The organism is Xanthomonas sp. NCPPB 1067 (assembly GCF_020783795.1).
GTDB classification, from domain to species: Bacteria; Pseudomonadota; Gammaproteobacteria; order Xanthomonadales; family Xanthomonadaceae; genus Xanthomonas; species Xanthomonas melonis.
The window spans coordinates 1-21,579 of sequence record NZ_JAJGQG010000007.1 but is presented as its reverse complement, the minus strand read 5'-3'; the positions used below and the strand labels follow the sequence as shown (position 1 = coordinate 21,579).

The 21,579-nt window shown below is 63.3% G+C and carries 32 protein-coding genes and 1 pseudogene; 2 read left to right on the top strand and 31 right to left on the bottom strand.

The window, feature by feature from the left end; genetic code table 11:
* Nucleotides 1-35 precede the first annotated feature (35 nt).
* The gene (locus LL962_RS07625) at nucleotides 36-1,685 is read left to right on the top strand and encodes an amidase (protein ID WP_228316554.1); all 1,650 of its coding nucleotides are present in this window, start codon (nucleotides 36-38) and stop codon (nucleotides 1,683-1,685) included.
* A gap of 320 nt (nucleotides 1,686-2,005) precedes the next feature.
* On the opposite strand, the gene LL962_RS07620 is transcribed toward LL962_RS07625, so the two are convergent.
* Nucleotides 2,006-3,133, bottom strand: coding sequence for a mechanosensitive ion channel family protein (locus tag LL962_RS07620; RefSeq protein WP_104584633.1), 1,128 nt, complete (start codon nucleotides 3,131-3,133; stop codon nucleotides 2,006-2,008).
* Nucleotides 3,134-3,217: 84 nt separating this feature from the next.
* The gene (locus LL962_RS07615) at nucleotides 3,218-4,615 is read right to left on the bottom strand and encodes a class II 3-deoxy-7-phosphoheptulonate synthase (protein ID WP_228316473.1); all 1,398 of its coding nucleotides are present in this window, start codon (nucleotides 4,613-4,615) and stop codon (nucleotides 3,218-3,220) included.
* Nucleotides 4,616-4,694: 79 nt separating this feature from the next.
* Here LL962_RS07615 and LL962_RS07610 point away from each other — a divergent pair.
* Nucleotides 4,695-4,967, top strand: a pseudogene (locus LL962_RS07610) (2-oxo acid dehydrogenase subunit E2); the annotation flags it as partial.
* 61 nt (nucleotides 4,968-5,028) lie between these two features.
* Here LL962_RS07610 and LL962_RS07605 read toward each other — a convergent pair.
* The 29 genes from LL962_RS07605 to LL962_RS07465 all read right to left on the bottom strand — a co-directional run.
* On the bottom strand, nucleotides 5,029-5,547 hold the full coding sequence (locus LL962_RS07605) for a disulfide bond formation protein B (protein ID WP_228316472.1): 519 nt from the start codon (nucleotides 5,545-5,547) through the stop codon (nucleotides 5,029-5,031).
* A gap of 555 nt (nucleotides 5,548-6,102) precedes the next feature.
* Nucleotides 6,103-6,486 carry a 50S ribosomal protein L17 gene (gene rplQ, locus LL962_RS07600; RefSeq protein ID WP_003486665.1) on the bottom strand — a complete coding sequence of 128 codons (384 nt, stop codon included), beginning with the start codon at nucleotides 6,484-6,486 and terminating at the stop codon, nucleotides 6,103-6,105.
* A gap of 180 nt (nucleotides 6,487-6,666) precedes the next feature.
* Nucleotides 6,667-7,665 carry a DNA-directed RNA polymerase subunit alpha gene (locus LL962_RS07595; RefSeq protein WP_002811635.1) on the bottom strand — a complete coding sequence of 333 codons (999 nt, stop codon included), beginning with the start codon at nucleotides 7,663-7,665 and terminating at the stop codon, nucleotides 6,667-6,669.
* A gap of 53 nt (nucleotides 7,666-7,718) precedes the next feature.
* Nucleotides 7,719-8,345, bottom strand: coding sequence for a 30S ribosomal protein S4 (rpsD, locus tag LL962_RS07590; RefSeq protein WP_002811641.1), 627 nt, complete (start codon nucleotides 8,343-8,345; stop codon nucleotides 7,719-7,721).
* 15 nt (nucleotides 8,346-8,360) lie between these two features.
* Nucleotides 8,361-8,753 (bottom strand): 30S ribosomal protein S11, encoded by a 393-nt coding sequence (rpsK, locus tag LL962_RS07585; RefSeq protein WP_003486671.1) that lies wholly within the window; start codon nucleotides 8,751-8,753, stop codon nucleotides 8,361-8,363.
* 10 nt (nucleotides 8,754-8,763) lie between these two features.
* Entirely contained in the window at nucleotides 8,764-9,120 is a 357-nt protein-coding gene (gene rpsM, locus LL962_RS07580) for a 30S ribosomal protein S13 (RefSeq protein ID WP_104539893.1), read from the bottom strand.
* 332 nt (nucleotides 9,121-9,452) lie between these two features.
* Nucleotides 9,453-10,817: a preprotein translocase subunit SecY gene (gene secY, locus LL962_RS07575; protein WP_104584639.1), complete on the bottom strand. Its 1,365-nt coding sequence runs from the start codon at nucleotides 10,815-10,817 to the stop codon at nucleotides 9,453-9,455.
* A gap of 7 nt (nucleotides 10,818-10,824) precedes the next feature.
* On the bottom strand, nucleotides 10,825-11,268 hold the full coding sequence (gene rplO / locus LL962_RS07570) for a 50S ribosomal protein L15 (protein ID WP_039412803.1): 444 nt from the start codon (nucleotides 11,266-11,268) through the stop codon (nucleotides 10,825-10,827).
* A gap of 4 nt (nucleotides 11,269-11,272) precedes the next feature.
* A complete protein-coding gene (gene rpmD, locus LL962_RS07565; protein ID WP_104584641.1) occupies nucleotides 11,273-11,464 on the bottom strand; it encodes a 50S ribosomal protein L30 in 192 nt (63 codons plus the stop codon).
* On the bottom strand, nucleotides 11,457-11,999 hold the full coding sequence (gene rpsE / locus LL962_RS07560; protein ID WP_003486682.1) for a 30S ribosomal protein S5: 543 nt from the start codon (nucleotides 11,997-11,999) through the stop codon (nucleotides 11,457-11,459). The genes rpmD and rpsE overlap by 8 nt, the downstream gene beginning before the upstream one ends.
* 158 nt (nucleotides 12,000-12,157) lie before the next feature.
* Complete coding sequence (gene rplR, locus LL962_RS07555) at nucleotides 12,158-12,517, bottom strand: 50S ribosomal protein L18 (RefSeq protein WP_104584643.1); 360 nt, start codon at nucleotides 12,515-12,517, stop codon at nucleotides 12,158-12,160.
* Nucleotides 12,518-12,605: 88 nt separating this feature from the next.
* Nucleotides 12,606-13,133 (bottom strand): 50S ribosomal protein L6, encoded by a 528-nt coding sequence (rplF, locus tag LL962_RS07550; RefSeq protein WP_104584644.1) that lies wholly within the window; start codon nucleotides 13,131-13,133, stop codon nucleotides 12,606-12,608.
* A gap of 15 nt (nucleotides 13,134-13,148) precedes the next feature.
* A complete protein-coding gene (gene rpsH, locus LL962_RS07545) occupies nucleotides 13,149-13,547 on the bottom strand; it encodes a 30S ribosomal protein S8 (protein ID WP_010371096.1) in 399 nt (132 codons plus the stop codon).
* Nucleotides 13,548-13,752: 205 nt separating this feature from the next.
* Nucleotides 13,753-14,058: a 30S ribosomal protein S14 gene (gene rpsN, locus LL962_RS07540; protein WP_104584645.1), complete on the bottom strand. Its 306-nt coding sequence runs from the start codon at nucleotides 14,056-14,058 to the stop codon at nucleotides 13,753-13,755.
* Between the two features lie 11 nt (nucleotides 14,059-14,069).
* Nucleotides 14,070-14,612 (bottom strand): 50S ribosomal protein L5, encoded by a 543-nt coding sequence (gene rplE, locus LL962_RS07535; RefSeq protein ID WP_104584647.1) that lies wholly within the window; start codon nucleotides 14,610-14,612, stop codon nucleotides 14,070-14,072.
* 11 nt (nucleotides 14,613-14,623) lie between these two features.
* The gene (gene rplX / locus LL962_RS07530; protein ID WP_104560422.1) at nucleotides 14,624-14,941 is read right to left on the bottom strand and encodes a 50S ribosomal protein L24; all 318 of its coding nucleotides are present in this window, start codon (nucleotides 14,939-14,941) and stop codon (nucleotides 14,624-14,626) included.
* A 15-nt stretch (nucleotides 14,942-14,956) separates the two neighbouring features.
* Complete coding sequence (gene rplN, locus LL962_RS07525; RefSeq protein ID WP_003486699.1) at nucleotides 14,957-15,325, bottom strand: 50S ribosomal protein L14; 369 nt, start codon at nucleotides 15,323-15,325, stop codon at nucleotides 14,957-14,959.
* Nucleotides 15,326-15,339: 14 nt separating this feature from the next.
* Nucleotides 15,340-15,609 (bottom strand): 30S ribosomal protein S17, encoded by a 270-nt coding sequence (gene rpsQ / locus LL962_RS07520; protein ID WP_104584649.1) that lies wholly within the window; start codon nucleotides 15,607-15,609, stop codon nucleotides 15,340-15,342.
* Between the two features lie 11 nt (nucleotides 15,610-15,620).
* The gene (gene rpmC / locus LL962_RS07515; protein WP_104584650.1) at nucleotides 15,621-15,806 is read right to left on the bottom strand and encodes a 50S ribosomal protein L29; all 186 of its coding nucleotides are present in this window, start codon (nucleotides 15,804-15,806) and stop codon (nucleotides 15,621-15,623) included.
* The gene (gene rplP / locus LL962_RS07510) at nucleotides 15,806-16,219 is read right to left on the bottom strand and encodes a 50S ribosomal protein L16 (protein WP_003486706.1); all 414 of its coding nucleotides are present in this window, start codon (nucleotides 16,217-16,219) and stop codon (nucleotides 15,806-15,808) included. Before rplP ends, rpmC begins: the two co-directional genes overlap by 1 nt.
* Before the next feature lie 5 nt (nucleotides 16,220-16,224).
* A complete protein-coding gene (gene rpsC / locus LL962_RS07505; RefSeq protein ID WP_104584652.1) occupies nucleotides 16,225-16,959 on the bottom strand; it encodes a 30S ribosomal protein S3 in 735 nt (244 codons plus the stop codon).
* A 17-nt stretch (nucleotides 16,960-16,976) separates the two neighbouring features.
* The gene (rplV, locus tag LL962_RS07500) at nucleotides 16,977-17,312 is read right to left on the bottom strand and encodes a 50S ribosomal protein L22 (RefSeq protein ID WP_003486710.1); all 336 of its coding nucleotides are present in this window, start codon (nucleotides 17,310-17,312) and stop codon (nucleotides 16,977-16,979) included.
* Between the two features lie 12 nt (nucleotides 17,313-17,324).
* Complete coding sequence (gene rpsS / locus LL962_RS07495) at nucleotides 17,325-17,594, bottom strand: 30S ribosomal protein S19 (RefSeq protein ID WP_104584654.1); 270 nt, start codon at nucleotides 17,592-17,594, stop codon at nucleotides 17,325-17,327.
* A 6-nt stretch (nucleotides 17,595-17,600) separates the two neighbouring features.
* Nucleotides 17,601-18,428, bottom strand: coding sequence for a 50S ribosomal protein L2 (gene rplB / locus LL962_RS07490; RefSeq protein WP_104584655.1), 828 nt, complete (start codon nucleotides 18,426-18,428; stop codon nucleotides 17,601-17,603).
* 10 nt (nucleotides 18,429-18,438) lie between these two features.
* A complete protein-coding gene (gene rplW, locus LL962_RS07485; RefSeq protein WP_104584657.1) occupies nucleotides 18,439-18,738 on the bottom strand; it encodes a 50S ribosomal protein L23 in 300 nt (99 codons plus the stop codon).
* Entirely contained in the window at nucleotides 18,735-19,340 is a 606-nt protein-coding gene (gene rplD / locus LL962_RS07480; protein WP_104584658.1) for a 50S ribosomal protein L4, read from the bottom strand. Before rplD ends, rplW begins: the two co-directional genes overlap by 4 nt.
* Before the next feature lie 12 nt (nucleotides 19,341-19,352).
* Complete coding sequence (gene rplC, locus LL962_RS07475; protein ID WP_005993363.1) at nucleotides 19,353-20,003, bottom strand: 50S ribosomal protein L3; 651 nt, start codon at nucleotides 20,001-20,003, stop codon at nucleotides 19,353-19,355.
* An 11-nt stretch (nucleotides 20,004-20,014) separates the two neighbouring features.
* Nucleotides 20,015-20,326, bottom strand: a complete 312-nt coding sequence (rpsJ, locus tag LL962_RS07470) for a 30S ribosomal protein S10 (protein WP_003486723.1) — start codon at nucleotides 20,324-20,326, stop codon at nucleotides 20,015-20,017.
* A gap of 467 nt (nucleotides 20,327-20,793) precedes the next feature.
* Nucleotides 20,794-21,579, bottom strand: a 786-nt coding sequence (locus tag LL962_RS07465) for an elongation factor Tu (RefSeq protein ID WP_228316471.1), incomplete at its 5' end; no start/stop codon positions are given.

Here is a 21,579-nt window from a genome sequence, read left to right as displayed (position 1 = left end):
TTCCCCGGGAACCCGCACCGATGCGATCTTCCACTCTGTCCTTCGCGCTGCTGCTGGCGCTGTGTGGCGGTGCGCATGCCCGCGATTCGACGCAACCGGCAGCTGCGGTGGTTGCCGGCGACAAGCCGCTCGAACTGGCCGAGGCCGACGTCGCTGGCCTGCAGGCGCGCATGCGCGAGGGCACGACCACCAGCCTGGAACTGACACGCGCCTACCTGCAGCGCATTGCCGGCATCGATCGCGCCGGCCCCACGCTCAACGCGGTGATCGAGCGCAACCCGCAGGCCGAAGCCGATGCGCGCGTTCTCGACGCCGAACGCAGCGCCGGTCGCGTGCGCGGCCCGTTGCACGGCATCCCGGTACTGCTCAAGGACAACATCGACGCCGTGCCCATGGTCAATAGCGCCGGCTCGCTGGCGCTGGCCACGTTCCGCCCCGACCGCGATGCATTCCTGGTACAGCGCCTGCGCGCCGCTGGCGCGGTGATCCTGGGCAAGACCAACCTCAGCGAATGGGCCAATTTCCGCTCCACCCAGTCCAGCTCGGGCTGGAGCGCCCGCGGCGGACTGACCCGCAACCCTTACGCGCTCGACCGCAACCCGTGCGGCTCCAGCGCCGGCACCGGCGCGGCAATCGCCGCCAGCCTGGCCACGGTCGGCATCGGCACCGAGACCGACGGCAGCATCACCTGCCCCGCCTCGGTCAATGGCCTGGTCGGGCTCAAGCCGACCGTGGGCCTGGTCAGCCGCGACGGCATCATCCCGATCTCGGCCAGCCAGGACACCGCCGGGCCGATGACCCGCAGCGTGGCCGATGCGGCCGCACTGCTGCGGGCCATCGCCGCGCCCGATCCGCAGGACTCGGCCACGCGCAATGCGCCCTCGTCCACTCCCGACTATCTCGCCCACCTCAAACCCGATGGCCTGCGCGGCGCGCGCCTGGGCCTGCTGCGCAATCCACTGCGCGAGGATCCCGCGATCGCCGCCGCATTGGATCGCGCCGTGCAGACCTTGCGCGCGGCAGGTGCCACGGTGGTTGAGACCGCCCTGGCCACGGATGGCAAGTGGGATGCTGCTGAGCAGACGGTCTTACTGGTCGAATTCAAGGCCGGTCTGAACGCCTATCTGCAGAGCCACGGTGCACCCGTGGCGAGCCTGGAGCAGTTGATCGCATTCAACCGCCAACACGCGCAACACGAGATGCCGCACTTCGGGCAGGAGCTGTTCGAACAGGCGCAGGCGGCGCCGGGGCTCGACGATGCGGGCTATCTGAGCGCACGCGCCAGTGCCCGACGACTGGCCGGCCCGGAAGGCATCGATGCGGCCTTGAAGGCCGATCGTCTGGATGCCTTGATCGTGCCCACCACCGGCCCAGCCTGGATCACCACGCTGGGCAAGGGCGACACCTTTCCCGGCGCCGGTTATGGCGCCGCTGCGGTGGCCGGCTATCCAAGCCTGAGCGTGCCGATGGGCCAGACCCGGGGCCTGCCGCTGGGCCTGCTGTTCATCGGCACCGCCTGGAGCGAGCCGCGCCTGATCGAGCTGGCGTATGCGTACGAACAACGCAGCCACGCGCGTTTCACGCCCGGCTATGCGCCGAGTGCGCCAGCCGCATCAGGTCCCGCCACTTCGGAAGCCGCAACGGTCGTGTCGACGCCGACATCGCCATCGCTCCCACGTGATTGACCGGGCCTTGCGTGGCCGCCGCGAGCAGCCCGGTCGGCGTCGGCCGCTACACGCAGCGAGTTCGCGCGCGCCATCAAGGCCCGACCTGTCGCGAATCAGGCGCAGACGTTACGCAGGCGTTGCACGTATCAGCTCGAGGCGCAGATCCTGGACGCCGGCATTAGCGGACGCACGCCGCACCAGGAGCGGCTTACAGAACATAGCGGGCAGTCGTCGGAGAGGATGAACTGCGTGCCAGGAAACGGGGTGTCCGAGTGGCACTGCCGCACCGAGCACCGGCCGCCCACCTGACGGTGAACGCAGCCACTGTGTTGGCCGCTCTAAGTCGTCGCCGCAGGTTCGCCATCTTCGGCGCCCGGCGAGCGCACGCTGTCCGGCGCGATCGGCTCTGCTGCGCGCAAGGCCGGCTTCTCCTGCGCCGCAATCTCGGCGCGAATCCTGGGCAGTGCATACGGATGCTCGCGGGTTAAAAAGTCGATCATCCGCTCGCGCACCAGACAGCGCAGATCGAAAGCGTCGCCGGAATTGCGTGCGCTCACCAGCAGGCGTACCTGGATGGTGTTGTCGCTGGTATCGGTGATCTGGGTGACGCATACCCGCCCGTCCCAAAGCGGCTCGCTCTGGCAGATGCGCTCCAGCTCCGCGCGCACCGCCGCGATCGGCGTGCGGTAGTCCAGCCACAGGAACGCGGTACCGAGCAGGTCCGCACTGGCGCGTGTCCAATTCTGGAACGGGTTCTCGATGAACCAGGTCAGCGGCACCACCATGCGCCGTTCGTCCCAGATCCGCACCACGACATACGAGCTGCCGATCTCCTCGATACGTCCCCACTCGCCTTCCACGATCACCACGTCATCCAACCGGATCGGCTGGGTCAGCGCGATCTGCAGGCCGGCGATCAGATTGCCGAACACCGGCTTGGCGGCGATACCGGCCACCAACCCGATGATGCCGGCCGAGGCCAGCAGGGTCTTGCCGATCTGGCGTACCTGTTCGAAGCCAAGCAGCACCACCGAGACGCCAAGCAGGATCACCGCGCCCATCGCCACACGGCTGAGCACCCGCGTCTGGGTCTGGATGCGGCGCGCGGTGAGATTGTCGGACACTTCGATGGGATTGCTGCGCAGAATCGCCGCTTCGCCCGCAGCCACCGCGCGCACCAGCAACCAGGTGACGCAACCGACGATGCCGACGTGCAACAGATGCTGCACCGCTACCAGTGCCTTGCCCGACAGCGGCGTCGCCTCGGTGGCCACGCCCAGGAACAGCTGCGGCAAAATGAATGCTGCCGGCAGGGTGACCACGCGAATGATGCGTGCGCGGCGGTAATCGCGGCCCTGCATGCGGCGGAACAGCCACAGCATCAGCGACCAGGTGACGACGCCCGCAAGCAGCGCGGCGCCTAGCGGGATTGCGTATTCGCGGATGACGTTCCAATCGGCAGTCAAACCGTTCCTCCTGTGGGGGAAAGAGGGATGGCTGCCAGAGCATGCCGCAGGCGGCATGAGCGTCACGTCATGCGCACGGTTCGCTCAGGCCCCCAGCGGCTGCGCGTTCACCTGTTGCTGCTTGCGCACGATGGCCATCGCAATCTCCAGCGACTGCTCGTAATTCAGGCGCGGATCCACGCTGGAACGGTAGGCACGCTCCAGGTCGCGTTCGGTCAATTCGCGCGCGCCGCCGGTGCACTCGGTGACGTCTTCGCCAGTGAGCTCCAGATGCACTCCGCCCAGCCGCGTGCCGGCAGCTGCATGCAGATCGAACGAGGTCTCCACCTCACTGCGAATATTGTCGAAACGTCGGGTCTTGTAGCCATTGCCGGTACTTTCGGTATTGCCGTGCATCGCATCGCAGACCCACAGCACCCGGCGCCCATCACGCTTGACCGCATCCAGCAGCGGCGGCAACTTTTCGGCGATCTGCGCCGCCCCCATGCGATGGATGAAACTCAGGCGTCCGGGCTCGTCTTCGGGATTGAGCACGTCGATCAGCCGCAATAGCTGGTCCGGCTGCACCGATGGTCCGACTTTGATGGCGATCGGATTGCGTACGCCGCGTAGATACTCCACGTGGGCACCATCCAGCGCCGCAGTGCGCATACCGATCCACGGATAATGCGTACTGAGGTTGAACCAGCCCCATTGGCGCGGCACTTGCCGGGTCAGACCTTCTTCGTAGGGCAGCAACAGTGCCTCGTGCGAGGTGTAGAAATCGATCCGGTTGAGGTTGTACACCTCGGCGCCGGACAGCGTTTCCATGAAGCGCACCGCATCCCCGATCGATGCCACCATCTTCTGGTAGTCCGCCGCCAGCGGCGAATAGCCCACCCAATCCAGGTTCCAGTATTCGGGGTGATGCAGGTCGGCGAAGCCGCCATCGATCAGCGCCCGCACGAAGTTCATCGTCATCGCCGAACGCGAGTGCGCGGTGATCATGCGGCGCGGATCGGGCACGCGTGCGGCTTCGGTGAAGGCCGGCGCGTTGATCACATCGCCGCGATAACTCGGCAAGCTGATCCCATCGCGGGTCTCGGTATCGGCCGAACGCGGCTTGGCATACTGCCCTGCAAAGCGTCCCACCCGCACCACCGGCAGGCGCAGGCCGTGCACCAGGACCAGGCTCATCTGCAACAACACCTTCAGGCGATTGGAGATGGTGCCCGATTCGCAATCGCTGAAGTTCTCAGCACAATCGCCGCCCTGCAGCAAGAAGCGCTTGCCCTCCTGCGCCTCGGCCAGCTGGCGCTTCAGCGCAAAGATCTCCCACGAGGTCACCAACGGCGGCAACTGCCTCAGCTCGTCCACTGCGGCCCGCAACGCGTCCGGATCCGGGTACACCGGCAACTGCAGCGCGGGCCTGTCGCGCCAGCTACCAGGCGTCCAAGACGGCGCTGTGGAATCGGAAACGGGAGAAGGCATGGAAGAGTTCATCGAAAAGCTCCTGGACAGCCTGCGATGGTGGCAGAGCCGGCCCGTCAGGCAAAGCCTCCCTCGATGCGATGCAGCCCGGAAGCAGGCTGCAACCGCGGGCACCGCGCAGCCCTCACCCGGCGCGCAGGGCGCGCCGACCTCTCGCGCAAACGGGAGAGGTGGTCTGCTCGGTGACGATGGGAAAGCCGATGGAATCGCTGCCGACGGCAGAGATCGACCGGCAACGGCGACCCTTCTCCCGTCTGCGGGAGAAGGTGCCCGCAGGGCGGATGAGGGCCATACCGCCATCCCGGAGATCGCGCGCATGACGGGCTCCGGCCTTTCCAGCGCGGACTCACGCCGCGGTCAGCCGCCTACAGCCGCGCGGCAGCCTCGAACGAAACACCCGGAACTGGCGACAACCTCAACACCGCCTAGTGGTGCACAGACGTCCGCCGCGGCTTGAAGCCGGCATACAACGCCCACAACGCCAGCGCGACGAACCACACCAGACTCCACATCGGCATGCTCAGCCCCAGGAACCGCCAGTCGATGTTGCCGCAATCGCCAGTTCCGGTCAGCACGGTCCGAAACACCTCGAAAGGCCCCATGGTCTCGCTCAGGAAGCTCAACGGCGGGCCACAGGAGGACATCATGTCCTTGGGCCGGATCTGTACCCAGACATGCCGGGCGGCGATCCCCATGCCCACGCCCGAGGCGATGAAAGCCAGCACGCCGTAGATCTTGCGGCCGGTCGCAGCCCGCGGCCCGTGCAGTGCACCCAGCAGCAACAACAGCGCCAGCGCAGCGAAGGCGATCCGCTGAAAGATGCACAGTGGGCACGGCTCGAGACCCAGATGCAGCTGCACATAGATCGCATAGGCCAGCAATCCCGCGCAGGCGGCGAAGCCCAACAAGAACTGCGCTCGAAAACCCCACCGGATCGGATTCATCGTCATTGCTTGCCTGGGATGAGACCGCAATTATCGGCGATCGTCGGCGCGCTGACCACGCCTGCCGAACCCGCCTTAGGGCGCGTCGCGTCGCCAGACACGGCGTATCGCCCCACCGACCCGACGATCCGGCCGCGCCGCAGAACACCAGCTTGCACCCCAGCGATACCGCTCGACGGCCATGCATGCGCCCGGCGCTGATTGCGTGGCAGCGCGCTGGATCGGCGCCGCCACGCGGTCCACGACTGCATGACACGGCGGCCGCAGACGCCGCCGGACGCTCCATCGCACCTCGGCCCGCTTCCTTTGCAAGCCCGTCGGCCTGCGTTGCGTCCCGGCGCTGCTTGCGCTCCCTGCGCCGATGCTGCCTGCAATCTGGTCTCGCAGGGTCGCACGGTACACGCCCCACGCATGGACAGCCATAAGGCCATCAGCCTTCGAACCAGGGCGGAAACTCGCGCCTCGCCACCGCACGCTGGATCGTCCCCCCCTGTCGCAGAAACGAAAAACCCGGCGTGAGCCGGGTTCTCGAGAATCTTGCGAGGGACGAACCGATTATTCGGCCACTTCCTCGGCCACGACCGGACGGTCGACCAGCTCGACGTACGCCATCGGTGCATTGTCGCCAGCGCGGAAGCCGGCCTTCAGGATGCGCAGGTAGCCGCCAGGACGGGTCGCGTAACGCGGGCCCAGTTCGACGAACAGCTTGCCCACCGCTTCCTTGTCGCGCAGGCGGGCGAACGCCAGACGACGATTGGCAACGCCATCGACCTTGCCGATGGTGATCAGCGGCTCGGCGACGCGACGCAGTTCCTTGGCCTTCGGCAAGGTGGTCTTGATCAGCTCGTGCTTGAACAGCGAGGCGGCCATATTGCGGAACATGGCTTCGCGATGCGCGCTGGTGCGGTTGAACTTACGACCGGATTTCTGGTGACGCATGAGTGTGATTTCCTAAGGAATGTTGAGACTACTTGAGAGACGTTGTCGCCATCCTGGCGCTGTTGAATGGACTGCGGTTGGTCCGAACCGGCCGTCCTTAGACCGGATGTCATCGCGGGCTCGAGCCCGTCGATGCAGAAGACAGACATGGGCGCCCGAAGACGCCCATGCCTTGATACATCAACCAAGCATGCCGTGCTGGGCGACACCGGCCGGCGGCCAGTTCTCCAGCTTCATGCCCAGTGCAAGGCCGCGCTGTGCCAGCACTTCCTTGATTTCGGTGAGCGACTTCTTGCCCAGGTTCGGGGTCTTGAGCAGCTCCACTTCGGTCTTCTGGATCAGATCGCCAATGTAGTAGATGCTCTCGGCCTTGAGGCAGTTGGCCGAACGCACGGTCAACTCGAGGTCGTCGATCGGACGCAGCAGCACCGGATCCACGCCGCTGGCAGCCGGCTTGGCCGCACCGCGATCACGGTGGGTGAAATCGCCGAACACCGACAGCTGATCGCTGAGGATGTCGGCGGCGGTGCGCACGGCTTCCTCGGCATCGATCGTGCCGTTGGTTTCGATATCGATGACCAGCTTGTCCAGATCGGTACGCTGTTCGACGCGCGCCGCTTCCACGGCGTAGGCAACGCGACGCACCGGCGAGAACGACGCATCCAGCATCAGACGACCAATGGTACGGGTCTCTTCATCCGGACGACGACGCGCGGCAGCCGGCTGATAGCCGAAGCCACGCTCGATCTTCAGGCGCATGTTCAGCGCGGTGTCCTTGGTCAGGTGGCAGATCACGTGGTCGCCGTTGATGATCTCAACGTTGTGATCGGTCCTGATGTCGGCCGCAGTGACCGTCCCCGGTCCCTGCTTGGACAACGACAGCGTCGCGCTGTCGCCACTATGCATGCGAATGGCCACGTCCTTCAGGTTCAGCAGGACGTCCAGCACGTCTTCCTGCAAACCTTCGACCGTGGTGTACTCGTGCAGCACGCCGTCGATTTCGACCTCGGTGATCGCAAAACCGGGGATCGACGACAACAACACACGACGCAGGGCATTGCCCAGCGTGTGCCCGTAACCGCGCTCCAAGGGTTCGATCACGACCTTGGCACGGTTGTCGGTAAGACGTTCGATCTGCGGACCACGGGGGCGCAGAACCTGGTTGGCGGTAACCGTCATGTTGCGGGGTCTCCTGCGAGCCTCCAGCAGTGCCGGAGGCTCTCCAATGTGAATTACTTCGAATACAACTCGACGATCAGCGCTTCGTTGATATCCGAAGGCAGGTCGGCGCGATCCGGAACGGCCTTGAACACGCCGCTGAACTTCTTCGAATCGACTTCGACCCACGACGGTGTCATGTCGTGCTGCTCAGCCACGGTCAGGGCTTCCTGCACGCGGAGCTGCTTCTGAGCCTTTTCCGACAGCGTGATCGCATCGCCAGCCTTGATCTGGTACGAAGCCAGATTCACCGACTTGCCGTTGACCAGCACGCCGCGGTGCGACACCAGCTGGCGCGCGGCCGGACGGGTGACGGCAAAGCCCATGCGGTAGCACACGTTGTCCAGGCGGGTTTCCAGCAACTGCAGCAGGTTCTCGCCGGTGTTGCCCTTCTTGGTCGAGGCTTTCTTGTAATAGTTGCGGAACTGGCGTTCCAGCAGACCGTAGATACGCTTGACCTTCTGCTTCTCGCGCAGCTGGGTGGCGTAGTCGGAGAGCTTGCCCTTGCGAGCCGCGCCGTGTTGGCCGGGCTTCTGCTCAAGCTTGCACTTGGAGTCCAGCGCACGCGCCGGGCTCTTGAGGGAAAGGTCGGCGCCTTCGCGGCGGGCGAGCTTACAGGTAGGACCGATATAACGAGCCATTTCTTATCGCTCCCTTTAGACGCGACGCTTCTTCGGCGGACGGCACCCGTTGTGCGGGATTGGCGTCACGTCGATGATGTTGGTGATCTTGTAGCCCACGTTGTTCAACGAACGCACGGCCGACTCACGACCCGGACCCGGGCCCTTGATACGCACTTCCAGCGACTTCACGCCGTAATCGAGCGCAGCGCGGCCAGCCTTTTCGGCGGCAACCTGGGCAGCGAACGGGGTGGACTTGCGCGAGCCACGGAAACCGGCGCCGCCGGAGGTAGCCCACGACAGCGCATTGCCCTGGCGGTCGGTGATGGTGACGATGGTGTTGTTGAACGAAGCATGGACGTGAGCGACGCCGTCGGTGATGACGCGCTTGATCTTCTTCTTCGTCTTCTTTTCTGCTGGCTTGGCCATGATCTATCCCTTACTTCCTGATCGCCTTGCGCGGACCCTTGCGGGTGCGGGCGTTGGTACGGGTGCGCTGACCACGCAGCGGGAGACCACGGCGATGACGCAGACCGCGATAGCAGCCCAGGTCCATCAGTCGCTTGATCGCGATACCGATTTCGCGGCGCAGGTCGCCTTCGACGACATACTTGCCGACTTCGGCGCGCAGGCGCTCGATTTCGGGTTCGGACAGATCACGAATCTTCGTGGTCGAGGTGACGCCTGCGGCTTCGCAGAGCTTCTTCGAACGGGTACGGCCGATGCCGTAAATGCTTTGCAACCCGACCCAGACATGCTTCTGGGCTGGCAGGTTGACGCCTGCAATACGCGCCATGACGCGATTCTCCAACTGAGTGATGGCCCGACGGCGCCCAAGCGCCATCCGGCAGGATGGATCAAAAGTGAACTCGGAATTGTAGCAAGGCCTCGGATTGCTTTGAAGCCCGTGGAACCAGAGGTGCCATGGACCCGGCGTGGGGAGTGTGCCCTCGCTCCGGCGCCGGACGGTGTTGATCCGAAAAACTTCTCCGAATCGCCCGTGCTACTCCCGCACAGGACCACCCCGTCACACCCGCGCGCGAGACGTCGCGCGAGCCGCCCTTCTGATCGGAAGATCGTGGCCCGGGAACCAGGCCGTCTTCACGCAATGAAGATCTAGTGTAGCACTTATCCGCGCGCAAGACCGCCGCGCGAGCCGCCCTTCAGGTTGGCCTTCTTCAGCAGGCTCTCATACTGGTGCGACATCAGATGCGCCTGGATCTGCGCGATGAAGTCCATCACCACCACCACCGCGATCAGCAGCGAGGTGCCGCCGAAGTGGAACGAGGTGCCGAGCTGGGTACGCATGATTTCCGGCAGCAGGCAGACGATCACCAGATACAACGAACCAGCCGCGGTCAGGCGGGTCAGCACGCCATCCACGTAATCGGCCGTCGCCTTGCCCGGACGGATACCCGGGATCAGCGCACCCGACTTCTTGAGGTTGTCGGCGGTTTCCTGCGAGTTGAATACCAGCGCCGTGTAGAAGAACGCAAAGCCGATGATCAGTGCAGCGAACACCAACATATGCACCGGCTCGCCCGGCCCAAGCGCATTGGCGATCTTCTGCAGCCACGAGCCCACGCCACCCGAGGCCGCCTGGCCCGACCACATCGACAGCGTCGCCGGGAACGCCAGGATGCTCGATGCGAAGATCGGCGGAATCACGCCAGCCATGTTGAGCTTGAGCGGAAGGAACGAGGTCTGGTTCATGTACGCATTGCGACCGCCCTGGCGGCGCGCGTAGTTGACCGTGATCCGCCGCTGCCCACGCTCGACGAACACCACGAACAGCGTAAACGCCAGGATGGTGATGACGATCAGCAACAGCGAAATGAAGCTCAGATTGCCTTCGCGGAACGCCTCGACGGTCTGGATCGCCGCCGCAGGAAGGCCTGCAACGATGCCCGCAAAGATGATCAGCGACACGCCGTTACCGATACCGCGCTCGGTGACCTGCTCACCCACCCACATCAGGAAAATGGTGCCGGCCGTCAGGGCGATCACTGCGGTCAGCACGAAGCCCATGCCCGGTGCATACACCACCGGGGCCCCGCCCGGAGCGGTCTGGTTCTGCAGTGCGAGCGCGATACTGCCGCCCTGCACCACCGCCAGCAACACCGCACCGATGCGCGAATACTGGGTGATCTTGCGTCGGCCTGATTCGCCTTCCTTCTGCATCGCCTTGAGGGCGGGAAAGATATGCGTGGCCAACTGGATCACGATCGATGCCGAGATGTACGGCATCACGTTCAACGCAAAAATACTGAAACGGTGCAGGGCGCCGCCCGAGAACATGTTGAACATGTCCACGATGCCGCCGCCCTGCGCCTGCATCAACGAAAGCATGGCATCGGGATTGACGCCCGGCACCGGCACATAGCAGCCGATGCGATAGACGATCAATGCCCCGAGGACGAACAGTAGCCGCTGGCGAAGTTCCGTGAACTTGCCGAGCCCGCCACCGAGGTTACCAATGCCAGCCTGCGCCATCTGCCGATTACTCCTCTACGCTGCCGCCGGCAGCTTCGATTGCCGCCTTGGCGCCTGCGGTGGCCGCAACGCCCTTCAGCACGAACTTCTTGCTCAGCTCGCCCTTCAGCACGATCTTCGCCTTCTTGGCGCGGCTCGGGACCAGATTGGCCGCACGCAGCGCTGCGAAGTCGACATCACCGGCTTCCAGCTTGTCCAGCTGGTAGGACAGCACTTCGGCGGTATCGCGCGCCATCTTGGAGCGGAAACCGATCTTGGGCAGACGGCGCTGCATCGGGGTCTGGCCGCCTTCGAAGCCGGCCTTGATCTTGCCGCCACCCTTACGGGCGAACGAACCCTTGTGACCGCGACCAGCGGTCTTGCCGAGGCCGGAACCGATACCACGACCGACGCGGGTGCGCTCGGTACGGGCGCCATCGGCGGGCTTGAGGTCATTAAGACGCAGAGTCATTGGATTACTCCTCAACCTTGACGAGGTAGTGAACCGTATTGATCAGGCCACGCACCTGCGGGCTGTCCTTCAGTTCACGCACATCGTTGAGCTTATTCAGGCCCAACGCACGCACCGATAGGCGGTGACGTGCCTGGGTTCCACGCAGGCCACCCACCAGGCGCACCTTGACGGTCTTGTTGGTGTCCTTAGCCATGGTTTAGCTCCTCCACTTTCTTGCCGCGCTTGGCCGCAACACGCGCCGGCGACTGCACTTCCGACAGACCCTTCAGGGTTGCACGGACCAGGTTGATCGGGTTACGCGAACCGACGGCCTTGGCCAGCACGTTCTTGACGCCAACCGCTTCCAGCACTGCGCGCATGGCGCCGCCCGCGATGACGCCGGTACCTTCCGAAGCCGGCTGCATGTAGACGCGTGCCGCGCCATGGCCCGACTTGACGGCATGCCACAAGGTGCCGTTGTTCAGATCGACGGTCGCCAGGTTCTTGCGCGCCTGCTCCATCGACTTCTGGATGGCCACCGGCACTTCGCGCGCCTTGCCATAGCCGAAACCGACCTTACCCAGACCATCGCCGACCACGGTCAGCGCGGTGAAGGTGAACTGGCGACCGCCCTTGACCGTCTTGCTGACGCGGTTGACCGCGACCAGCTTCTCGATCATGCCATCGTCGACTTTCTCTTCGCGGTTACGGTCGCGATCACGACCCCGCGGTGCACGTTCTTCTGCCATCTTGATTCCTTGATTGATTGGGTATGTACGGCTCGAGGCCGCTTATGGTTGTGAGGTCCAACGGTGTTCCCGATGCCGTTGCAGAAGAACGGGTCGGTCCGGCCTTGACCCGGCCGGCGGAACGCAAGGGCGGCTTGCAGCCACCCTTGCAGCAGTACTCAGAACTGCAGGCCGCCTTCGCGAGCTGCGTCTGCCAGGGCCTTGATGCGGCCATGGTAGCGGTAGCCCGAGCGGTCGAATGCGACCTTCTCGATGCCCGCCGCCTTGGCGCGCTCGGCGATCAGCTTGCCGACCTTGGTGGCCGCATCGCTGTTCTTGCCGTTCTTCAGGCCTTCCTTGACGTCGGCCTGCAGCGTGTTCGCCGCAGCGATGACCTTGGAGCCATCAGCGGTGAAGACCTGCGCATACAGGTGCTGCCCGGTGCGCAGCACCGACAGACGCGCGACGCCCAGTTCGCGGATGTGTGCACGGGTCGACTTGGCGCGACGCAGGCGGGCGGTGTTCTTGTTGATGCTCATGATATTTATCCTACGAAAGCTGAAGGGAAAGCGCGCTCCTGTCAAAAGTCCGCACATGGATGTGCGGGCTCTTGCGAGGGACTCGCCATTAAGCCTTCTTGGCTTCCTTGCGAATGATGACTTCACCGGCGTACTTCACACCCTTGCCTTTGTAGGGCTCCGGCGGACGGAAACCGCGGATCTTGGCAGCAACTTCGCCGACGCGCTGCTTGTCGGCGCCCTGCACCACGATTTCGGTCTGGCTGGGGGTCGCCAGGGTGATGCCTTCCGGCGCCACGAACACCAGCGGATGCGAGAAACCGAGCGCCAGGCTCAGATCCTTGCCCTGCATGGCGGCACGGTAGCCCACGCCGACCAGCTCGAGCTTGCGCTCGAAGCCTTCGGACACGCCCTTGACCATATTGGCCAGGATGGCGCGCACGGTGCCGGTGATGGCGATCTGCGACGGATCATTGGCCGACAGGGTGGCGACGCCGCCGTCGACGGCGATTTCCACGCCAGCCGGCTTCGGCAGGGTCAACGTGCCCTTCGGGCCCTTGACGCTGACCAGCTCGGGCTGGACGCTGAGTTCAACACCCTTCGGAAGGGACACGGGCTTCTTGGCTACACGGGACATGTTCGACTCCTTCCCTTAGGCCACGAAGCACAGGACTTCACCACCAACACCGGCTTCGCGAGCCTGTGCGTCGGTCATGATGCCCTTCGACGTGGAGATGATGGCGATACCCAGGCCACCCAGGACCTTGGGCAGCTCGGTCTTGCCGCGGTACTGACGCAGACCCGAGCGCGAGAAACGCTTCAGGGTCTCGATGACCGGACGGCCTTCGAAATACTTCAGCACGATTTCCAGCTCCGACTTGTTGTTTTCGGTGGCCGTAACGCGCAGGTCGGTGATGTAACCCTCGTCCTTCAGGACTTGGGCGATCGCAACCTTGATCTTGGACGACGGCAGTTTCACCGTCTGCTTACCAACCGCTGCCGCATTCTTGATGCGAACCAGCAGGTCGGCGATGGGATCAGTCATGCTCATATGAGTACCTTTGAGTGCACCGATATCCGCTTTCGCGAAAATCTTGTGTTTTCCTGGGGACGGGCCAGGACCCTTCACGCACCGCCAAGCCCGCAGCGGGCAAGACAGAAGCGGGAGTATACGACAAAAGAGCCCGACTTGCGTCGGACTCCCCTGTTGAACAGAACAAACCTGTCCAGACCGGCCGCGAACGGCCGGATTGCTGTTACCAGCTTGCCTTGCGCAGGCCCGGAACGTCGCCGTTCATGGTGGCCTTGCGCAGCATGTTGCGACCCAGACCGAACTTGCGGTAGACACCGCGCGGACGACCGGACAGCTCGCAACGGTTGCGGTGGCGGCTCGGCGAAGAGTCGCGCGGCAGCTTCTGCAACTTGGTCGAAGCCTCAATCTTCTCGTCGTAGGACGCATCCTGACTGGAGAGGATCTTCTTCAGCGCATCACGCTTGCCGGCAAATTTCTTCGCCAGCTTTGCACGCTTGATGTCGCGGTGGATCATGGAGGTCTTAGCCATGTCTCTAACCCTTAGTTACGGAACGGGAACTTGAACGCTGCCAGCAGCGCCTTCGCTTCCGCATCCGTCTTGGCGGTGGTGGTGATGGCGATATCCATGCCGCGGATCGCATCGACGGCGTCGAAGTCGATTTCCGGGAAGATGATCTGCTCCTTCACGCCCATGTTGAAGTTGCCACGACCGTCGAAGGAGCGACCCGACACACCACGGAAGTCGCGCACGCGCGGCAGCGAGATGTTGATCAGACGATCCAGGAACTCGTACATCTTGGCGCGACGCAAGGTGGTCTTGCAGCCGATCGGCCAACCGTCACGAATCTTGAACGATGCGACCGAGACACGCGACTTGGTGACCACCGGCTTCTGGCCGGAGACCTTGGCCATGTCGGCGACCGCATTTTCCAGAATCTTCTTGTTGGTTGCCGCCTCGCCCACGCCCATGTTGAGCGTGATCTTGACCAGCTTGGGGACTTCCATCGGATTGGTGTAGCCGAATTCCTTCATCAGGGCCGGCACCACGTTTTCCTTGTAAAACTTTTCGAGACGAGTGTTCATGATCTCATTCCTCAGGCGTCGAGCGCCTCACCGCTGGAGCGGAACACACGCAGTTTGCGTCCATCCTCCAGCACCTTGAAGCCAACGCGCTCGCCCTTGCCCGTTGCCGGGTTGACGATATTCACGTTGGAGATATGGATCGACGCTTCACGCTCGACCACGCCGCCGGCGACACCCGCCTGCGGGTTCGGCTTGGTGTGGCGCTTGATGACGTTGGCGTTGGCGACGATCACGCGATCGCCGTCCACACGCACCACTTCACCCTGCTTACCCTTGTCCTTGCCGGTGTTGATGACGACCTGGTCGCCCTTCTTGATACGGTTAGCCATGTGTATGTTCTCCGCTCACAGCACTTCGGGAGCGAGCGAGACGATCTTCATGAACTTCTCGGAACGCAGCTCGCGCGTCACCGGCCCGAAGATGCGGGTCCCGATCGGCTCCTGCTTGTTGTTCAACAGCACAGCGGCATTGCCATCGAAGCGGATCAGCGAACCGTCGGGACGGCGCACACCCTTGCGGGTACGCACCACGACGGCGTCGTAGACTTCGCCCTTCTTGACCTTGCCACGCGGAATGGCGTCCTTGACGGTCACCTTGATGATGTCGCCAATGTGTGCGTAACGGCGCTTGGAGCCGCCCAGCACCTTGATGCACATCACTTCCTTGGCACCCGAATTGTCGGCGACATCGAGGTAGCTCTGCATCTGGATCATGATTCAGATCTCCCTTATTCGGCCGAACGGGTGACGATTTCGACCACCCGCCAGTTCTTGGTCTTGGACATCGGAGCAATTTCGGTCACACGCACGACATCGCCTTCGTTGCAGGCATTGTCGGCGTCGTGCGCGTGCAGCTTGGTCGAACGCTTGATGTACTTACCGTACAGAGCATGCTTGACCTGGCGCTCCACCAACACGGTGACCGTCTTGTCCATCTTGTTGCTGACGACACGGCCTTCGACCGTGCGCAGCGTCTGCTTTTGATTGTTGTCGCTCATCGCGGCCGTCCTTACTTGGTGCTGCCGAGCAGGTGCTTGACGCGAGCGATCTCGCGGCGCACCCGGCGGGTTTCGTGGGTCTTCGGCAGCTGGCCGGTGACCTGCTGCATGCGGAGCGAGAACTGCTCCTTACGCAGATCGATCAGGTGGGCCTTCAGTTCGTCAGCCGACTTTTCGCGGAGTTGTTTGATATCCATCAGCGCACCGTCCGGGTCACGAAAGTGGTGGTCACCGAGAGCTTGGCGGCGGCAAGGCGGAATGCCTCACGTGCAGTCTCTTCGGGGATACCCTCGATTTCATAGATCATGCGGCCCGGCTGAATCTGCGCGACCCAGTACTCCACGTTACCCTTACCGGAGCCCATGCGGACTTCGATCGGCTTCTTGGTGATCGGCTTGTCGGGGAACACACGGATCCACATCTTGCCGCCCTTCTTGACATGGCGACTGATCGTGCGGCGTGCTGCTTCGATCTGACGCGCGGTCAGCTGACCGTGCGCAGTGGCCTTCAGGCCGTACTCGCCGAAGCTGACGGCGTTTCCGCTCCATGCCAGGCCGTCGTTACGGCCCTTGTGCATCTTGCGATATTTGGTTCGCTTGGGTTGCAACATTGCCGTTACCTCGCTTCACGAGCCGGGCGCGACGGGCGGTCACCGCGATCGCCGCGATCGTTACGATCGTTGCGCGGGCTGTCGTCCTGCTTTTCCTGGCCAACCTGGGAGAAGTCGAAAACCTCGCCCTTATAGATCCAGACCTTGATGCCGATGATGCCGTACGTCGTGGACGCTTCGGCAAAACCGTAATCAATGTCGGCACGGAGCGTGTGCAGCGGCACGCGGCCTTCGCGGTACCACTCCGAACGGGCGATTTCCGCACCGTTGAGGCGACCACCGACGTTGACCTTGATGCCCAGCGCGCCCACGCGCATCGCGTTACCCACCGAGCGCTTCATCGCGCGGCGGAACATGATGCGACGCTCGAGCTGCTGCGCGATCGACTCGGCAACCAGCTGCGCGTCCAGCTCGGGCTTGCGCACTTCGGTGACGTTGATGTGCGCCGGAACGCCCATCAGCTCGCTCACTTCCTTGCGCAGCTTTTCGATGTCCTCGCCACGCTTGCCGATCACCACGCCCGGGCGGGCGGTATGAATGGTCACGCGGGCGGTTTTGGCAGGGCGCTCGATCAAGATCTTGCTGATACCTGCCTGCGCGAGCTTCTTGCGCAGCATTTCACGCACTTTCAGGTCGGCTGCCAGGTAACCGGCGAACTCGGCCTTGTTTGCGTACCACTTGGAATTCCAGTCCTTGGCGATGCCCAGGCGAATTCCAGTCGGATGAACTTTATGACCCATGGTCTTTTCCTTTCCGCTTACTTGGCGGCGCCCACAACCACAGTGATGTGGCTGGTGCGCTTGAGGATGCGGGTACCGCGGCCTTTCGCCCGCGCCATGAAACGCTTCAGGGAGGGACCCTCATCAACCATGATGGTCTTGACCTTCAGCTCGTCGACATCCGCGCCCTGATTGTTCTCGGCATTGGCGATCGCCGACTCCACCACCTTCTTGATCAGGTGAGCAGCCTTCTTGTCCGAGAACTTCAGCAGATTGACCGCACGTTCGGCGGACAAACCACGCACCTGGTCGGCGACCAGGCGGGCCTTCTGCGGGGAGATGCGCGCGGTGCGCAGGATTGCTTTCGCTTCCATCGTCATCTCTCCTTACCTACCCGACTTCTTGTCGCCACCGTGACCCTTGAAGGTCCGGGTGACGGCGAATTCGCCGAGCTTGTGGCCGACCATATTCTCGTTGACGAGCACCGGAATGTGGTTCTTGCCGTTATGCACGGCGATGGTGATGCCTACCATTTGCGGCAGGATCATCGAACGGCGCGACCAGGTCTTGATCGGCTTCTTGCTACCCGCAGCAGACTCCACCTTCTTTGCAAGGTGGTGATCGACGAACGGGCCCTTCTTGAGTGAACGTGCCATGGTCGATTAGCCCCTACGATCGCGGACGATGAACTGCTGGGTGCGCTTGTTCTTGCGCGTCTTGTAACCCTTGGTCGGCACACCCCACGGGGTGACCGGATGCGGATTACCCTGACCGGCTTTGGCTTCACCACCACCGTGCGGGTGGTCGACCGGGTTCATGGCCGCACCGCGAACGGTCGGGCGAACACCGCGCCAACGCTTGGCGCCGGCCTTGCCCAGCTTCTCGAGGTTGTGCTCGTCGTTGCCGACTTCGCCGATGGTGGCGCGGCATTCGACCGGCACCTTGCGCATTTCGCCCGAGCGCAGACGCAGCGTGGCGTAGATGCCTTCGCGAGCGACCAGCTGGACGGCTGCACCGGCAGCACGTGCGATCTGAGCGCCCTTACCCGGCTTCAGCTCGATACCGTGGACCGTCGTACCGACCGGGATATTGCGCAGCGGCAGCGTGTTGCCGGTCTTGATCGGCGCGTTGGCACCGGCAATGACCTGATCGCCAGCCTTCAGACCCTTCGGAGCGATGATGTAGCGGCGCTCGCCGTCGACATAGCACAGCAGGGCGATATGAGCGGTACGGTTAGGATCGTATTCGATCCGCTCCACACGCGCCGGAATGCCTTCCTTGTTGCGCTTGAAGTCGATGATGCGGTAGTGCTGCTTGTGACCGCCACCGACGTGACGCACGGTGATGCGGCCATGGTGGTTACGACCACCGGACTTGCTCTGCGAGTCGAGCAGCGCCGCGTGCGGTGCGCCCTTGTGCAGATCGGGAGTAACCACGCGCACGGCGGAACGACGGCCGGCGGAGGTGGGTTTGAACTTCATCAATGGCATGGGATGGACCTCAGGCCTTGGCCGTTACGTCGATGGACTGACCATCGACCAGGCGGACGTACGCCTTGCGCCAATTGCCACGGCTGCCAGCACGGTTACGGAAGGACTTGCTCTTGCCCTTGACGTTGACCACGTTGACGGCCTCGACCTTGACGTCGAACAACTGCTCGACCGCGGCCTTTACATCGGCCTTGGTGGCTTCGTTCGAGACTTCGAAGACATACTGGTTGGAGATTTCCTGCAGGCGCGCGGTCTTTTCGGAGACTCGCGGAGCACGCAGCACGCTGAAGATTTTTTCGTTGCTGCTCATGCCAGCCACTCCTCGACCTTCTTGACCGCATCGGCGGTGATCACGACCGTATCGGCCCCGACCAGGGCGACCGGATCCAGACCCTGCACGTCACGCACCTGCACATACGGCAGATTGCGGGCGGACAGATACAGGTGCTCGGACGCTTCTTCGGTGACGATCAGCGGGCGCTTGCCCACGTCCAGTCCCTTCAGCTTCTCGATCAGGCCCTTGGTCTTGGTCGCTTCGAGGTCGAACGCGTCGACGATCATCAGACGGCCCTGACGGTTCAGCTCGGAGAAGATCGCGCAGATGGCCGCGCGGTACATCTTGCGGTTGACCTTCTGCTCGAAGCTGCGCGGCTTGGCCGCAAAGGTCACGCCACCGCCGACGAAGATCGGAGCCGTCAGCGCGCCATGACGCGCACCGCCGCCCTTCTGCTTCTTCGACTTCTTGGTCGTGCCGTTGACTTCCGAACGCGTCTTCTGCGCCTTGGTACCGGCGCGCCCGGCGTTGCGATAGGCGACGACGACCTGATGAACCAGATCTTCGCTGAATTCGCGACCGAACACGGCGTCGGAGACCGAGACCTTGTTGTTGCTACCCGTGATAACGAGTTCCATCGTCATCTCTCCTTATGCCTTGCTCGCCGGACGGACGATCACGTCGCCACCAGCTGCGCCAGGCACGGCGCCGCGGATAGCAATCAGACCACGCTCGACGTCGACCTTGACCACTTCCAGGTTCTGCGTGCTCTGCTGCACGGCGCCCATGTGGCCCGACATCTTCTTGCCCGGGAAAACGCGACCCGGCGTCTGGCGCTGACCCAGCGAACCCGGCGCGCGATGCGACAGCGAGTTACCGTGGGTTGCGTCGCCCATACGGAAGTTGTAGCGCTTGATGGTGCCCTGGAAACCCTTACCCTTGGTGACGCCCTGGACGTCGACCTTCTGGCCGACCTCGAAGATGTCCGCCTTGATTTCGCCGCCGACGGCGAAATCGCCGAGCTGGGCGTCTTCGACGCGGAATTCCCACAGGCCGCGACCCGCTTCCACCTTCGCCTTGGCGAAGTGGCCAGCAGCCGGCTTGTTGACCAGCGCGGCACGACGGGCGCCAACGGTAATCTGCACGGCGCTGTAGCCGTCGGTTTCGACGGTCTTGATCTGCGCGATGCGGTTCGGAGTTGCTTCGATCAGCGTAACCGGCACCGAGCGACCGTCTTCCGTGAAGACGCGACTCATGCCAGCCTTGCGGCCCACGAAGCCCAACGAATATTTCTTCGTCATGGTCGTAGTCCTCAGGTCAACTTGATCTGTACATCGACGCCAGCCGCGAGTTCGAGCTTCATCAGCGCGTCCACGGTCTTGTCGTTGGGGTCGACGATATCGAGCACGCGCTTGTGCGTGCGGGTTTCGTATTGGTCACGCGCATCCTTGTCGGCATGCGGGGATACGAGGATGGTGTAACGTTCGATCTTGGTCGGCAGCGGGATCGGGCCACGCACTTGCGCGCCGGTCCGCTTGGCCGTCTCGACGATCTCGCTGGCCGAACGGTCGATCAAACGATGATCGAACGCCTTCAACCGAATCCGGATCTTTTGTTCCGACATGACGGAAGCTTCCTTCGTTAAAAGAGCGACGGGCAAGGCCTCTGGGATACCTGCCCCGATATTCCTGCGTAGATGAAGTCGCCGCGCATCCTGCCGGCGAGGGCATTCCTCCGCCCAAAAACTGAGGCAGCCCGGTAAACCGGCCTGCCCAGACGGAAAAGTATAGTGCGCAACAAGAGCACGGTCAACAACCTGTGAGTTGTTGAATGCTCCATGCAACGCGACCTTCCCGGTCTGGCGAACACGAGCGGCCTCCTGCCGTTCTTTTCGCTGTAGCTCGGCGCCCTACCCAGGGACACCGAGCCGCTCATTTTAACGGAGCGCATACAGCCCATGCAAGCCCCTATCGCCGACGCGATGACGCACCACGCCGACTTCCGGCTCAGGCATTCGCCACAAAAAAGGGCCAGCTTGCGCCGGCCCTTCTTCGCTGCGCGGGCGACCAAGGCCGCCGCAATGCAGGCTTCTTACTTGACGATCTTGGCAACCACGCCGGCGCCGACGGTACGACCGCCTTCACGGATGGCGAAACGCAGGCCTTCGTCCATCGCGACCGGGTTGATCAGGGTCACGCCCATCTTCACGTTGTCGCCCGGCATCACCATTTCCACGCCTTCCGGCAGCTGGCAGGCGCCAGTGATGTCGGTGGTGCGGAAGTAGAACTGCGGACGGTAGCCCTTGAAGAACGGGGTGTGACGGCCGCCTTCGTCCTTGGACAGCACGTAGACTTCGGCTTCGAACTCGGTGTGCGGCTTGATCGAACCCGGCTTGCACAGCACCTGGCCGCGCTCCACGTCGTCACGCTTGGTGCCGCGCAGCAGCAGACCGGCGTTGTCGCCTGCCTGGCCCTGGTCCAGCAGTTTACGGAACATTTCCACGCCGGTGACGGTGGTCTTCTGGGTATCGCGGATGCCGACGATTTCGATTTCGTCGCCGACCTTGATGATGCCGCGCTCGATACGACCGGTCACCACGGTGCCGCGGCCGGAGATCGAGAACACGTCTTCGACCGGCATCAGGAAGGGACGGTCGACGTCGCGGGTCGGCTCCGGAATGAACGAATCCAGTGCCTCGACCAGCTTCAGGATCGCCGGCACGCCGATGTCGCTTTGATCACCGTCCAGCGCCAGACGGGCCGAACCGTGAATGATCGGCGTGTCGTCGCCCGGGAAGTCGTACTTGCTGAGCAGCTCGCGCACTTCCATTTCGACCAGCTCGAGCAGCTCGGCGTCGTCGACCATGTCGGCCTTGTT

Coding starts and splice junctions, on each gene's coding strand:
- rplE (WP_104584647.1), bottom strand. CDS start 14,612: ATGAACACTCGTCTCGAAAAGTTTTACAAGGAAAACGTGGTGCCGGCC.
- rplF (WP_104584644.1), bottom strand. CDS start 13,133: ATGTCCCGTGTAGCCAAGAAGCCCGTGTCCCTTCCGAAGGGTGTTGAA.
- LL962_RS07615 (WP_228316473.1), bottom strand. CDS start 4,615: ATGAACTCTTCCATGCCTTCTCCCGTTTCCGATTCCACAGCGCCGTCT.
- rplP (WP_003486706.1), bottom strand. CDS start 16,219: ATGTTGCAACCCAAGCGAACCAAATATCGCAAGATGCACAAGGGCCGT.
- LL962_RS07605 (WP_228316472.1), bottom strand. CDS start 5,547: ATGAATCCGATCCGGTGGGGTTTTCGAGCGCAGTTCTTGTTGGGCTTC.
- rpsH (WP_010371096.1), bottom strand. CDS start 13,547: ATGAGCATGACTGATCCCATCGCCGACCTGCTGGTTCGCATCAAGAAT.
- rpsD (WP_002811641.1), bottom strand. CDS start 8,345: ATGGCTCGTTATATCGGTCCTACCTGTAAGCTCGCCCGCCGCGAAGGC.
- rpsJ (WP_003486723.1), bottom strand. CDS start 20,326: ATGTCGGAACAAAAGATCCGGATTCGGTTGAAGGCGTTCGATCATCGT.
- rplB (WP_104584655.1), bottom strand. CDS start 18,428: ATGCCATTGATGAAGTTCAAACCCACCTCCGCCGGCCGTCGTTCCGCC.
- rpmD (WP_104584641.1), bottom strand. CDS start 11,464: ATGGCTAAGGACACCAACAAGACCGTCAAGGTGCGCCTGGTGGGTGGC.
- rpsQ (WP_104584649.1), bottom strand. CDS start 15,609: ATGAGCGACAACAATCAAAAGCAGACGCTGCGCACGGTCGAAGGCCGT.
- rplO (WP_039412803.1), bottom strand. CDS start 11,268: ATGACTCTGCGTCTTAATGACCTCAAGCCCGCCGATGGCGCCCGTACC.
- rplW (WP_104584657.1), bottom strand. CDS start 18,738: ATGAGCAGCAACGAAAAAATCTTCAGCGTGCTGCGTGCTCCGCGAGTC.
- rplD (WP_104584658.1), bottom strand. CDS start 19,340: ATGGAACTCGTTATCACGGGTAGCAACAACAAGGTCTCGGTCTCCGAC.
- rpsE (WP_003486682.1), bottom strand. CDS start 11,999: ATGGCAGAAGAACGTGCACCGCGGGGTCGTGATCGCGACCGTAACCGC.
- rplR (WP_104584643.1), bottom strand. CDS start 12,517: ATGAGCATCAACAAGAACACCGCCCGCCTGCGTCGCGCCAAGTCGACC.
- rplV (WP_003486710.1), bottom strand. CDS start 17,312: ATGGAAGCGAAAGCAATCCTGCGCACCGCGCGCATCTCCCCGCAGAAG.
- rpsN (WP_104584645.1), bottom strand. CDS start 14,058: ATGGCTAAGACCTCCATGATCCACCGCGACATCAAGCGTGCAAAGCTG.
- secY (WP_104584639.1), bottom strand. CDS start 10,817: ATGGCGCAGGCTGGCATTGGTAACCTCGGTGGCGGGCTCGGCAAGTTC.
- rpsC (WP_104584652.1), bottom strand. CDS start 16,959: ATGGGTCATAAAGTTCATCCGACTGGAATTCGCCTGGGCATCGCCAAG.
- rpmC (WP_104584650.1), bottom strand. CDS start 15,806: ATGGATATCAAACAACTCCGCGAAAAGTCGGCTGACGAACTGAAGGCC.
- rplQ (WP_003486665.1), bottom strand. CDS start 6,486: ATGCGTCACCAGAAATCCGGTCGTAAGTTCAACCGCACCAGCGCGCAT.
- rpsK (WP_003486671.1), bottom strand. CDS start 8,753: ATGGCCAAGCCAGCAGAAAAGAAGACGAAGAAGAAGATCAAGCGCGTC.
- LL962_RS07595 (WP_002811635.1), bottom strand. CDS start 7,665: ATGACGGTTACCGCCAACCAGGTTCTGCGCCCCCGTGGTCCGCAGATC.
- rplN (WP_003486699.1), bottom strand. CDS start 15,325: ATGATCCAGATGCAGAGCTACCTCGATGTCGCCGACAATTCGGGTGCC.
- rpsS (WP_104584654.1), bottom strand. CDS start 17,594: ATGGCACGTTCACTCAAGAAGGGCCCGTTCGTCGATCACCACCTTGCA.
- rplX (WP_104560422.1), bottom strand. CDS start 14,941: ATGGCTAACCGTATCAAGAAGGGCGACCAGGTCGTCATCAACACCGGC.
- rplC (WP_005993363.1), bottom strand. CDS start 20,003: ATGACGAAGAAATATTCGTTGGGCTTCGTGGGCCGCAAGGCTGGCATG.
- rpsM (WP_104539893.1), bottom strand. CDS start 9,120: ATGGCGCGTATTGCAGGCGTCAACCTGCCAGCCCAGAAGCATGTCTGG.